Raw genomic sequence first — 12877 nt, forward strand, 5'->3', positions numbered from 1 at the left:
AGACTGCTGACAAAGTCCTGGACGCCGATCCAGGACTTTGATCTAATAGGGTTAGTTGATTTGAAGGCTAACCATCATGCTCAAAACTCCCTCTCCTCAACAATATCAGTTAGAAATGGTCACGCTCGAAGAGCTGGTACCAAAGAACCATTTGGTACGCAAGGTCGATGCCGCCATTGATTTCGAGTTCATTCGTGCTGAAGTCGAACATCTCTATTGCAAAGATAATGGCCGTCCGCCGATTGACCCTGTCCGTTTGTTTAAGATGATGATCCTCGGCTATCTGTTTGGCATTCCCAGTGAGCGTCGTCTGGTACAGGAAATTCAGGTTAATGTGGCTTATCGCTGGTTTTTGCGGATGGGATTAACCGAGAAAGTGCCTGATGCCTCCACGCTGAGCCAGAATCGTATTCGTCGTTTTAACGGCACGGATGTGTTTCAGCGTATCTTCGACCGGATAGTTGAACAGGCGTATGAGCAGCGTCTGATTGGTGGTCACACGCTTTACACTGACAGCACACATTTAAAAGCCAATGCCAATAAGCGCAAGGCGGTGAACAAAGAGGTGGCGGTCAGTGCATCGGCGTATATCGCTGAGCTCAACAAGGCGGTTGAAGAGGACCGGTTAGCCCATGGCAAAGCGCCACTCAAACAAGATGACTCGAAGGAGCCTGAAACCAAAAATCAAAAGGTAAGCACAACCGACCCTGACAGTGGTTTTATGACGCGGGAAGGCAAACCGCAGGGCTTCTTCTACCTTGACCATCGCACCGTGGATGGCCGCCACGGCATCATCACGGATACCTTCGTGACACCGGGGAATGTGCATGATAGCCAGCCTTATCTGGCCAGATTAGACCGTCAGCTTGAGCGCTTTAAGTTTAGTCCGATAGCCGTTGGCTTAGATGCGGGCTACTTTACGGCACCGCTTTGCCATTTAATCCGGGAGCGGCAAATTGCGCCGGTTATTGCCTACCGTCGTCCCAATGTCACCGCTAATCCGATTAAGAAGAAGCAATTTACCTATGATAAAACAACCGATACCTATCGTTGCCCCCAAGGTGAAATCCTGACTTACAGCACGACAGACCGTCAGGGCTACCGGCATTATCAGTCTAACCCTAAAGTGTGTCAGGATTGCCCGCTACGCCAGGACTGCACGAAGAACAAGCAGTATAAGAAAACGATAACCCGGCATGTCTGGGAAGAGGATAAAGAGCATGTGAGCGGGTTGCGGCTGCTGTCGTGGGGTAAGAAGATTTACAACCGACGAAAAGAGACGGTTGAACGCAGCTTCGCGGACGCAAAACAGCATCATGGCCATCGCTATGCACGGTTCCGTGGTCTGGCGAAAGTGCAGATGCAGTGTTTACTGGCGGCGGTAGCGCAAAACATCAAGAAAATGGCCTTGCTGGCCTTTTTATCGCTTTTTTATCTCATAAAGTGCACTTTAATGGGAATTAAAGTGCGATTTAGGGCTGAGATATGGCGAGTAACCGTAATCTGATTGGAAAGTGGTAAAAAATGATAACTGCGGCAGCATAAAGATCACAGCCGTAAAAAAACAAACCCCAGTCTTAAAAACCGGGGTTTGTCATTAATCTGAGGCAGCCTCGGCTGCCTTTATGCTATCAAGCGGTCACTCAGCGTTTGAGCTGCTGATTAACAAAGGCCAGCACCTCATCGATAGCCAGCAACTCGGTGGCACCGCTGCGGCGGTTTTTATATTCCACCTGCCGGTTATCCAAGTTACGCTCGCCGATGACAATATGATGCGGGATACCGACCAGCTCCATATCGGCAAACATCACACCCGGGCGCTCTTTACGATCATCAAACAGTACCTCAATACCGGCAGCAGTCAGTTGCTGGTATAGCAGTTCAGTTGCTTCGGCAATCCGTACTGATTTGTGCATATTCATCGGAATTAACACCACCTGAAATGGCGCTATCGCGTCAGGCCAGATAATGCCGCGTTCGTCATGGTTTTGCTCGATGGCTGCAGCGACGATACGGGACACGCCAACGCCATAGCAGCCCATGGTCATGATCTGGTGCTTGCCTTCTTCGTTCAGTACACCGGCTTTCATCGCCTGTGAGTATTTATCACCCAGTTGGAAGATATGGCCCACTTCAATGCCGCGCTTGATCACCAGTTTCCCAAAGCCACAGGGGCTGGCATCGCCCTCCACGACATTACGCAGGTCGGCAACCTGATAATCGGTGACATCGCGGTCCCAGTTAACACCGGTCAGATGGAAGCCATCCTGATTAGCACCACAGCTAAAATCGGCCAGATGCGCCGCGCTGCGATCGACAATCAGCGGCAGCGGGCACTTTACCGGGCCTAACGAACCCGGGCCGGCACCCATTACGGCGCGGATTTCTTCTTCCGAAGCAAACACCAGCGGGCTGGCAACTTGTGGCAGCTTTTCGGCTTTGATTTCGTTTAATTCGTGATCGCCACGCAGTACCAGGGCGACCAATGTCTGGGGCGCATCGTCACTGGGTTTGGCAGCATAGACAATCAGCGTTTTGCTGATTTGACTGGCCGGTTGCTGTAACAGCGCGGCAACTTCAGCGACCGTTTTCGCGCCAGGGGTTGCTACCTGTGTCAGCTGCTGCGTCGGGGCAGGGCGGGGGCCTGCCGGTGCCTTGGCTTCCGCCATTTCGATGTTTGCGGCGTAATCGCTGGTATCTGAAAAGGCAATCGCATCTTCACCTGAGGCGGCTAAGACGTGGAACTCGTGCGAGACGCTGCCGCCGATAGCGCCGGTATCAGCCAGCACCGGCCGGTAGTCCAGACCTAAGCGGTTGAAAATATTGCAGTAGGCACTATACATCGCATCATAGGTTTGCTGCAGCGATTCCTGACTTAAGTGGAAAGAGTAGGCGTCTTTCATCAGGAATTCACGGGCGCGCATTACGCCAAAGCGTGGCCGGCGCTCATCGCGGAATTTGGTTTGGATCTGATACAGATTCAGTGGCAGCTGTTTGTAACTGGTGATTTCGCGGCGTACCAGATCGGTAATCACTTCTTCATGGGTTGGCCCCAGCACAAAGTCGCGCTGGTGGCGGTCAACAAAGCGCAGCAGCTCAGCATCCATTTTTTCCCAGCGCCCGGATTCCTGCCACAGCTCAGCCGGTTGTACCAGCGGCATTAATACTTCAATGGCGCCGGCTTTATTCATTTCTTCGCGGACAATTTGCTCAACTTTACGCAGCACCCGCACACCAGACGGCAAATAGGTGTACATCCCCGAGGCCAGACGACGGATCATTCCGGCGCGCAGCATAAGTTTGTGGCTGATCACCTCGGCATCGGCCGGGGTCTCTTTCATGGTCGATAATAAATACTGACTGGTGCGCATGCGATTCTCTGCAAAAAGCTGATTCTTAAGTGGCGGCTATTCTAGCAACGCTTTTACTCGGGCAGAAGTTTAATCTGCTGATTAATTACCTGATTGGTCACTTGCTGCTGTGCGAGCATCCCGCCCAGGCTGTAAAAACTGCCGTTGATCTCCACCAGCGCGCGCAGATCCATCACTGCGGTGGCAGCCTCGCCTTTAAACCAGCGTTGCTGCTTTGGCGAATATAGCCATACCGCAGCCGAGGGCTCAGCGGCCTCGCCCTGATAACCGACACCGTTTAAGCGGTAAGGGGTATCACTGCCGCCGATAAAGGCCGCGAACTCTTCGCCATTAAAACGCACTGTGCTGGCGGCTAAACGATACCGGCCCTGTTGATCGGGATGCGCGATCTGGCGCCAACTGATTTTAAGTGGGTCGTTAGCCAGAGTGCCGGCCCAGCAAGCCGGTGATTTTTGTAATGCTGGTGCCTGGTCTTGGGCGTAATGCAGGGTGACGCCATCGCAGACAATTAACTGATTGGCGGCGATGGTGGCAGCATGGCCGAATACCGGCGCCCCGGGAAAAGGCGTCGCCTGCGCCCAGCGCTGGGTAAAGTTATCAAATACCTGCACCAGATTGACGGTGCCGTGATCGCTCCAGCCGCTTACCAGATAAATATACCGGTTCTGGTGTGGCACGGCTGCGGCATGGTCAACCGGCACCGGCATATCATTCAGACGGGTAAAGCGCCGGGTGACCGGGTCCAGCCGGTAACTGTCTGAGGCGGTGGTCACATTACCATCGGACTGCATAAAAGCGCCGCCGAAAATAAAGAAGTTGTTATTCAGAGCAACGGCACTAATACCAATCCGGCCAGCCAGGCGTTGCTGACTGGGCAGGGCTGGCAAACTGTTCCAGCTAAACTCGCCGACGGTATGCAACCAGACTTTGTTATGCTGATCAGCGGTGTTTTTTCCCGGCGCTATGCCTCCGACTGACAAAACATAGGTTTTATCGCGGATGCTGGTACTCGCCACCGCATTGTTACTGACCGGCTCTGGCAAGTCAGGCAGGGCCAGTACGATACTACTGGCAGCCAGCAAGCTCAGACAGCTTAATGATTTCAGTAACATAGTTATGTTCTCCGTTTACCGTCCACTTAATATTGAAGTTATACAGCGTCATACCATAGGTTTGTTCACTCTCGCGCTGTTTTTTATAAGGCGGGCGTGGGTCTTGTTTCAACACCTTCTCTATCAGCTGCTGTAACTTCGGGTAGGCGCTTTGTTGCCGGCAAAACTGCTCGGCTGCTGCACTAAACTCAACCGTCATACTGGTTTCCGGTGCCGCGTCAGCGAAACCACCCCGGGCATCAGCCAAGGCATCAGAGTAGGGTAGATAGGGTTTAATATCCAGGATTGGCGTGCCATCGAGCAGATCGATACCACTAATAAGTAAAGTTACTGCGCCATTATGGATCTCAACCCCGTCCAGTTTGACTACCGACAAACCCAGTGGGTTAGGCCGAAAAGTTGCCCGGGTCGCAAAGACCCCTTTGCGGGTGTTGCCACCCAAGCGTGGCGGGCGCACCATAGGCGACCAGCCTTTATCGGCGGTTTCGTGAAACACAAATACCAACCACAGATGACTGAACGCTTCGATACCCCGAATCATCGTTTCGCTGGCGTAGGGTGCCTGCAGTTTTAGCTTGCCGGTGGCCTCTGGTATTAATCCCGGCTGCCGGGGAATCGCAAATTTTTGTTTGTAGGGTGACTCGATATAGCCAATCACCTGCATCTGATACGGGTTAGTCATTCGGCCTTAGCAGTTAAGTTGTAGGTTTTATTCGGACTTTATTATGCAAGCACCAGCTTGAAACAACAAGAAAAGTTGATTTTAGCTGTCTAAATGGCTTTGACGCCAGATGGATATGTTGTCAGAATGACAGGCATGATAGTTGAGTTGGAAGTTAACCAGATGGAACAACGGATCCTGCTTACCGCCTGCCCGGACTCGAAAGGGTTGATCGCCCAAATCACCAATATTTGCTACAAGCATCAGTTAAATATTAGTCGGAATACTGAATATGTGGATCCGGTCAGTGGGCAGTTCTATATGCGAACCGAGCTGGACGGGTTTTTTAACGAAACCACCTTACTCGCCGATCTGGATCGGGCTTTACCGGCAGGCAGCTCCCGGAGTTTGTTGCGTCGTCAGGCAAAGCGGGTAGTGATTCTGGTAACCAAAGAGGCACATTGCCTAGGTGATATCCTGATAAAAGTTTACGATGGCTCGTTATCGCTGGATATCGCGGCGGTAGTGGGGAATCATCCGCAACTGGCCACACTCGCGGAACGCTTTGCGATTCCTTATCATTACGTTAGCCATCACGGATTAAGTCGCGAAGCGCATGAGCAGGCGTTACTGCAGACGATTCAGCCCTATCAGCCGGAGTATTTAATTCTGGCCAAATTTATGCGAATTCTAACGCCGGCCTTTGTCGCCGAGTTTCCAAACCGGATTATCAATATCCATCACAGCTTTTTGCCTGCCTTTATTGGTGCCAGACCCTATCAGCAAGCGTTTGAGCGTGGGGTGAAAATCATCGGAGCAACAGCGCATTTTGTAAATAATCAATTGGATGAAGGGCCGATTATTCAGCAGAAAGTGCTACCGGTTGATCACAGCTACAGCGCGGAAGATATGGAAAGAGCCGGTCGTGATGTTGAAAAAGCCGCGCTTAGCGAAGCGTTGCAGTTTGTTACTGAGGATCGGGTCTTTGTACACGGCAACAAAACGGTGATTTTGTAGCCCTAGTCGCTGTCTGGCAGTTCCAGCGGATCCAGTGCGTAGATCCTGTCAATTTGCTCCAGACTGGAATGGCTGACTTTTAAATCCTTGACCCGGCCATTACGTAAGCTATACACCCAGCCATGAACACTCAGTTGTTGGCCGCGTTCCCAGGCTTCCTGGACAAAGCTGGTATGGCAGAGATTTTTTACCTGCTCAGCGACATTGAGTTCAATCAAGCGGTTCACCCGTTGATCCTCGGTTTCCAGGCAATCAATTTGCTGGCGGTGCAGCGCATAAACATCTTTTACATTACGTAGCCAGTTATCGACGAAACCGACGCGCTGATTCAATAGCGCTGCTTTAACACCACCACAGCCATAATGGCCAACCACTAAAATATGTTTCACTTTCAAAATATCGATAGCGTATTGCAATACCGACAAGCAGTTCATATCGGAATGCACCACCAGATTAGCGACGTTGCGATGCACAAAGAGTTCGCCCGGCATCAGGCCGACGATTTCATTAGCAGGCACCCGGCTGTCCGAGCAACCAATCCACAGATACTCGGGTGCCTGTTGCTCGGAGAGTTGTTTAAAGAAGCCAGGCTGTTCACGTTCAATACGATCGGCCCAATTGCGGTTGTTAATAAACAAATTGTTAAAGTCTGGCATCTTAGCGCTCACGAAGACAAAATCGCGACACAATAACGGATTTTTCGCAAACTACAACACTGACCAGCCAAAACAGACTCAGCTACTGTATTGGCAGCACAGGCGTTTACAATAAATTTAGATAGCATATATCAACACTAATGGGGACAAATTAGTAACGCAATATTAAATGAATGATAGCTGAATAATATCGATATTATAAAAGCACTTTTGTTGTTACATCATTTCCGTTATCATGTCGCGGATTATTAAACGGGAGTCTAAGATGTCTTTATTACTTGATAAACGCGAGTTAAAGAAAGCCGCAAGAGAATTAACGCTGGCTAAGTTAAATGATGTTCTGGAGACGTTACAATCAGTGCTGGCAGAACGTCAGTCTGAGCTGGATGCGATCAATGAAATTGAACGCTTCGCCCGTGAAAAAGGATTTACACTGGAGCAGTTAGGTTATAAACAGGTACAAGAGGTGGTTGCCAGTACACCGGCGTCAGTAAGCAGTGATGACAAAAAGCCAGTTAAGCCTAAATTTAAAACGCTGAATAAAGATAGCCAGTATTTTTATGTTGAGAATGGCAAGTTACAATTATTGCGGACTCATACAATGAAAAAAGGTTTGCAGGAACGCGGAATTGATGTGGTTCCCGCCGCCAAGGTAGACAAAAAGTTTGCTAAAGATATTGAGCGTTTATTAGCCGATGCCACTGAGCAGGCAGTCACAAACTATAATCAGAAAGTGTTAGTTTGGAATGATTGGGCCAGAGTTAATGGTGGTGAGTTATTAGAACAGCGTTAAGCTGATGTCTTGCTTGTAATAGTTCAAAGCAAGGTCTTTACCAATAAACCCGGCATTGCCGGGTTTATCATTGTAAGAAGCGAGCTATTTTGGTTGCGCATCCAGCGATTGCCCGGTAACACCAATACTGGCATCACTCATCAGATATAAATAAAGCCACATTAAATCCTCCGGCGTTTTCAGTTTTTGCGGGTCTTCACCCGGATAGGCTTTAGCACGCATACTGGTGCGAGTAGCACCCGGATTGATACAGTTCACCCTCAGGCTGGTATTATCATATTCATCGGCGAGGATTTGCATCAATCCTTCAGTGGCAAATTTTGACACTGCATATGGCCCCCAAAATGCCCGGCCTTTGCGACCAACACCCGATGATGTAAATACCACTGATGGCTGCTGACTTAACTGCAACACAGGAATTAGCGCCTGAGTCATTAACATCGCCGCAGTAACATTGATTTGCATAATATCTTGCCAGGTAGGCAAGTCGATATGTTCAAAGGGCGTTAATACCCCCAACAGGCCTGCGTTATGCAGTAAACCATCAAGGCGACCGAATTCAGCACGGATCGTTGCCGCCATATCCTGATAATGCTTTTTGGTCGCGCCTTTTAAATCCAGTGGCACTATTGCCGGCTCCGGATAACCTGCCGCCACGATTTCGTCATAAACTGCAGTGAGTTTAGCGGTTGTTTTTCCTAACAGAATAACGGTAGCGCCGTAGCGGGCGAAAGTTACAGCGGCGGTTTTGCCAATACCGTCTCCGGCGCCAGTGATTAAGATGACTTTGTCTTGCAGCACACCCGCCGGTGCATTATAAGATGTTGGAACTTGCATTTCATGCTCCCAAGCCAGAAAAAATGGCGACAGGATACGCCGAAAGCCGGCATTTTGCACCTTTCTTCACGATATCTGTGTTTTTGCTCTAGCGCTCTTGAAAACTTTGAGTTAACTTTAACTGGTCGTAGCTGTTAGCCATTAACAGCCGCCTAATTCAGAAATAAGCAGAGTAAGGTTTTGCTTTGCAATAAAAAAATACCAGTGATGGACAGGGGAGAAGATATGAACAAGCTGGCAATAAGTATTGCTGTCACAGCGGCGCTCGGTCTGGCGGGTTGTGGTGATTCGCTGGATGATATCAAACAGGATGTCGTGGACTCCGGGACGGTGGTAGTCCCTAGTTCCCGAGTTGTGTTTGACCCTACAGCCGGTCAGGTTTCGGTACCAAATGACTTACTATTTCAGGGAACTAACGACGGCACCTTAACTCTGGATAGTGGTGCTACGCCTGACTACACTAACCCGCAAGTCGCTTTAGGTGCCTTGGATGGTTGGTCAACGCAGAATCCTTTTAGTATTGCACTAAACTTCCCAGCCGGCGTATCGCTGAATATGGATTCGGCGCGGGCACCAGGCTCTGTTCGTCTGTTTAAAGCCTTGATGGGCGATCCGGCATCACCTGATGCGGATTGTCGGCCAGTACCTCGCGGTTTGGCGTGTAAAATTGTCGCTGAATTACAATACGGCGTTGATTTTGTATCGGCGGGCAGTGGTAACAGTGTCGCTGTGATTCCGTTAAAGCCACTGGAGGGGGCAACCACTTATCTGTTGGCGTTAACCAATGGCTTGAAAGACAGCACCGGCGCAGCTATTAAACCATCGACCACTTATGAACTGGTAAAACAAGATCTGGCGACTAATCCATTAGCGACCGATGCACAGCGCGGCCTGCAGGCAGTGATCAATAGCTTCGAGAGCACTATGCTGCGCGACGAAGGTTTACCGAAAGAAAGTATTATCTACACCGCTGCCATTACTACCCAATCGACGGCAGCGGTAATTGCTAATTTAAAGCAGCTGATGGCATCTCCTACACCAACCGGTTATGCGCCTGGTCAGTTAACGGTGCAGAATACCGGCTTGAGAGTGTCTCAATTAAATCCGGCGTTTGCTACTTCGCCGGCGTTTCAGTTAGCACGCTATTATCAGGGCAGTATGACGCTTCCTTATTTCCTGGGCGTACCTTCAGCTGAAAATGTCACGGCACCGCTAAATACCCGTTGGACAGCGCGTTGTGACAGTGGTGCTATTATTGCTGCGCTACCACCAAGTTTGAAACCTGCCACGCCGGTTTCCGAGAATGATGGTTTTTGCCAGGCAGTCAGTAACGGTGCTTTGCGCGATTTAGGTGTTGACAGTGCCCGTCACCTGACCAAATTTAATACTATTCCTAAGATCAACAGCTATCAGAACGTCGAAGTTCAGATGACAGTGCCGGATACCAACTTTATTCCAATGCCGGAAGCCGGGTGGCCGGTAGTGATTCTGCAGCACGGTATTACGTCGAATAAGCAAGCGATGCTGGCTATCACGGGTACACTCAGCTCTCAGGGCTTTGCGACTATTGCGATCGACCATCCATTGCATGGTAGCCGCGGTTTTAGCTATGAAACCCCTGACCGTACTTTAAACTTTAATGCGTCGACTAACTCAGCGACAGATTATATGAACCTGTCTAACCTGTTAGTAACCCGCGATAACTTGCGGCAAAGTATTGCTGACATGTTAGCGCTGCGTTTTGCATTAAATACGATTAGCGGTGTCACTGTTGATTTAAGCCGGGTTCAATTTTTAGGCCATTCACTGGGTGGTATTACCGGTGCCAGTATGGTTGCTGTTGCTAATGCGCCGTCGGGTAACGCCATGTTAGACGCGGCCTTTAAGGTTGAAACGGCGGTTCTGGCAATGCCAGGCGGTGCCGTTGCTAACTTCCTGTTAGATTCTCCGTCATTTGGTCCACTGATTAAAGCCAGTGTGATGTTGGGTGCAGGCGGGGAGTTAACCAGCCAATTTGTAACCTATATTGCGACCAATACCGATTGTGGTGCGCCAACGGCAGCAACGGCGGCAACCTGGCCAGCCTGTGCTGCACCTGCTGTAAATACTTATCTGGCCAGTTTGCAGCAAACCGGCAACACTGCTCAGTTAGCGCGTATTACCGCAACGCTGACGCAGTTCGCCTTTGCAGCGCAAACCGTAACCGATAGCGGTGACCCAAATAATTATGCACAAATGTTGGTAGCGGGTAACACCCCAACCTATATTATTGAAGTGGTAGGTGATGGCGCAGACAATAAGCCGGATCAGGTTATTCCAAACGGCTTCTTTAATCCGTTGACGGCGTTAGCGCAAGGCCGGATGGCTTTAGCCGGTACTGAACCGCTGGCGCGTTTATTAGGTGTTGTTGCCGTGCCGGCGCAGGCACCGGGTGTTGCGCTGGATGGTAACAATGCCTTAACCCGCTTTAATGCCGGTGACCATGGCTCTATTCTGAGCCCGGCAGCCAGTGCCGCCGCAACGGGTGAGATGCAATACCAGACGGCAACCTTCTTCCTCAGTCGCGGTACCCAGATTGGGGTGCAAAATCCGGCAGTTATCGCCGGTAATTAAGGTCTGGCGACCTTAAAATAAACAGCCCGGCTGCACTTGCGCCGGGCTGTTGCTTTTTCGGATATCGGCATAAAATAGCGAAACATTGCTGTAGTAGGAGGATGCCTTGGCATTTTTATATGAATATGGGCTGTTTTTAGCTCAGGTTGCGACCCTGGTTGTCGCACTGGCGGTCATTATTGCTTTAGTCACTGGCGCAGCAGTTAAAAGCCGACCCCGCAAAGGTCAGTTAGAGGTAACGGATTTAAATCAAAGCTTTTATCAGCATCAGGAATTGCTGCAACAGCATTTGTTAGACAAAAAGGCCTTCAAAAAATGGCAAAAAACCGCCCATAAAGCCTATGACGCCTTAACCGAACAACCCAAACGGCTGTTTGTTCTGGAATTTAATGGCAGCCTTGATGCCCGCGAGGCCGAGGCATTGCGGGAGGAAGTCAGTGCGGTATTAGCCGTTGCCACGCCTGAGGATGAGGTATTATTAAAACTGGAAAGTGGCGGTGGTGTAGTGCACGGTTATGGCTTGGCGGCCTCTCAGTTAGACCGCTTAAAGCAGCAAAAAATAACCTTAACCGTTGCCGTCGATAAGGTCGCTGCCAGCGGCGGTTATATGATGGCGTGTGTCGCTGATAAAATCCTCGCTGCGCCTTTTGCTATTGTTGGCTCTATCGGCGTGATCGCGCAATTACCTAATTTCAATAAATTACTGAAAAAGCACGATGTGGATTTTGAGCAATTTACTGCAGGTGAGTTTAAAAGAACGGTAACCTTGTTTGGTGAAAACACGGACAAAGGCCGGCAAAAGTTTCAGCAGGAGTTGGAAGAAACACACCAGTTGTTTAAAACCTTTGTTGCTGAGCATAGACCACAACTGGCTCTGGAACAGGTAGCGACCGGTGAACACTGGTTTGGCTATCAGGCTAAAGCATTAGGGTTGGTCGATGTGCTCAGTACCAGTGATGATTATTTGCAGGCCGCGTGCAAGGAACGTCAGGTACTCGCGGTAAAATTCAGTCAGCGTAAACGTCTGGCTGAAAAGCTAGGCTCAGCAAGTGCGAGCTTTGGTGCTGATTTATGGCAAAAGCTGCAACAAAAGCGCTGGTTTTAACGGCGATGGAAGCAGTGTTTTGGCATCAGTGCTGGCAGCAGAATCAACTGGGGTTTCAACTTACAGAACCGCACCCGCTATTGCAGCAGTATCTCCCCCGGATCCTGGCGAAACGCCCGGATGACTGTAATGAAATTGTGTTGCCACTATGTGGCAAAACGCCCGACTTACTGTTTTGCCAGCAATTTTTACCGGTGCAAGGGTTTGAGTTATCGCCGATTGCCTGTCAGGATTTTTTTCGGGAGCATAATCTGGCAGTCAGCTGTCAGCCCTGGCCGGATCCTGAGCTGCAGTTTATGCATTATCAGGCAGAACGCATTCAGCTTTGGCAGGGCGATTTCTTTCAGGTGCCTGATAAATGGGTATCTGACAGCGCACTCATTTACGATCGGGCAGCATTAATTGCCTTGCCGGCAGAGATGCGCCAACACTATGCAACAAAGCTGATGTCCTGGTTAGTGCGTGGTGCTGAGTTACTGGTCATTACGCTGGAGTATCCACAGCAGGAGCGATCAGGGCCGCCATTTTCAGTACCGGCAGCGGAATTAACGGTGTTATTTCCAAATTGCGAGATCGAGTTGTTAGATACCGTTGATATTACCGGGCAGGGCTTTGGCCGCCGCCGGATGGCGACCAGTTATTTGTTAGAAAAAATTTGGACTGTCCGTTACAAAAACGGCGCCTAATGGCGCCGTGTCAGAAGATCTGCCAG

11 protein-coding genes are annotated in these 12877 nt (G+C 50.1%); 6 read left to right on the forward strand and 5 right to left on the reverse strand.

Features of this window, described 5'->3' with window-relative positions; all coding sequences use genetic code 11:
* Window positions 1-76 precede the first annotated feature (76 nt).
* Complete coding sequence (locus AGRI_RS00005; protein ID WP_008982986.1) at window positions 77-1507, forward strand: IS1182 family transposase; 1431 nt, start codon at window positions 77-79, stop codon at window positions 1505-1507.
* Between the two features lie 136 nt (window positions 1508-1643).
* On the opposite strand, the gene AGRI_RS00010 is transcribed toward AGRI_RS00005, so the two are convergent.
* The 3 genes from AGRI_RS00010 to tsaA are packed head-to-tail and all read right to left on the reverse strand — an operon-like array spanning window position 1644 to window position 5165.
* Complete coding sequence (locus tag AGRI_RS00010) at window positions 1644-3371, reverse strand: proline--tRNA ligase (protein ID WP_008982987.1); 1728 nt, start codon at window positions 3369-3371, stop codon at window positions 1644-1646.
* A 53-nt stretch (window positions 3372-3424) separates the two neighbouring features.
* Window positions 3425-4483 carry a Kelch repeat-containing protein gene (locus AGRI_RS00015; RefSeq protein WP_008982988.1) on the reverse strand — a complete coding sequence of 353 codons (1059 nt, stop codon included), beginning with the start codon at window positions 4481-4483 and terminating at the stop codon, window positions 3425-3427.
* Window positions 4437-5165, reverse strand: a complete 729-nt coding sequence (tsaA, locus tag AGRI_RS00020) for a tRNA (N6-threonylcarbamoyladenosine(37)-N6)-methyltransferase TrmO (protein WP_008982989.1) — start codon at window positions 5163-5165, stop codon at window positions 4437-4439. The genes AGRI_RS00015 and tsaA overlap by 47 nt, the downstream gene beginning before the upstream one ends.
* 162 nt (window positions 5166-5327) lie before the next feature.
* On the opposite strand from tsaA, the gene purU reads away from it, so the two are divergent.
* Entirely contained in the window at window positions 5328-6161 is an 834-nt protein-coding gene (gene purU, locus AGRI_RS00025; RefSeq protein ID WP_008982990.1) for a formyltetrahydrofolate deformylase, read from the forward strand.
* A 2-nt stretch (window positions 6162-6163) separates the two neighbouring features.
* Here the strand turns inward: purU and can are convergent, their stop codons facing one another.
* Window positions 6164-6817 carry a carbonate dehydratase gene (can, locus tag AGRI_RS00030; protein WP_008982991.1) on the reverse strand — a complete coding sequence of 218 codons (654 nt, stop codon included), beginning with the start codon at window positions 6815-6817 and terminating at the stop codon, window positions 6164-6166.
* A 265-nt stretch (window positions 6818-7082) separates the two neighbouring features.
* Here can and AGRI_RS00035 point away from each other — a divergent pair, with 265 nt between their 5' ends.
* The gene (locus AGRI_RS00035; protein WP_008982992.1) at window positions 7083-7610 is read left to right on the forward strand and encodes an H-NS family histone-like protein; all 528 of its coding nucleotides are present in this window, start codon (window positions 7083-7085) and stop codon (window positions 7608-7610) included.
* Between the two features lie 84 nt (window positions 7611-7694).
* On the opposite strand, the gene AGRI_RS00040 is transcribed toward AGRI_RS00035, so the two are convergent.
* Complete coding sequence (locus tag AGRI_RS00040; protein WP_040291180.1) at window positions 7695-8447, reverse strand: YciK family oxidoreductase; 753 nt, start codon at window positions 8445-8447, stop codon at window positions 7695-7697.
* Window positions 8448-8672: 225 nt separating this feature from the next.
* On the opposite strand from AGRI_RS00040, the gene AGRI_RS00045 reads away from it, so the two are divergent.
* The 3 genes from AGRI_RS00045 (at window position 8673) to AGRI_RS00055 (ending at window position 12851) form a co-directional block, all read left to right on the forward strand.
* Entirely contained in the window at window positions 8673-11060 is a 2388-nt protein-coding gene (locus AGRI_RS00045; protein ID WP_008982994.1) for a VolA/Pla-1 family phospholipase, read from the forward strand.
* Window positions 11061-11166: 106 nt separating this feature from the next.
* Window positions 11167-12165 carry a protease SohB gene (gene sohB, locus AGRI_RS00050; RefSeq protein ID WP_008982995.1) on the forward strand — a complete coding sequence of 333 codons (999 nt, stop codon included), beginning with the start codon at window positions 11167-11169 and terminating at the stop codon, window positions 12163-12165.
* Window positions 12132-12851, forward strand: a complete 720-nt coding sequence (locus tag AGRI_RS00055; RefSeq protein ID WP_008982996.1) for a class I SAM-dependent methyltransferase — start codon at window positions 12132-12134, stop codon at window positions 12849-12851. Before sohB ends, AGRI_RS00055 begins: the two co-directional genes overlap by 34 nt.
* Window positions 12852-12877 lie beyond the last annotated feature (26 nt).

Origin of the sequence: Alishewanella agri BL06 (assembly GCF_000272005.1) — a bacterium.
In the GTDB taxonomy this organism is placed as follows: Bacteria; Pseudomonadota; Gammaproteobacteria; order Enterobacterales; family Alteromonadaceae; genus Alishewanella; species Alishewanella agri.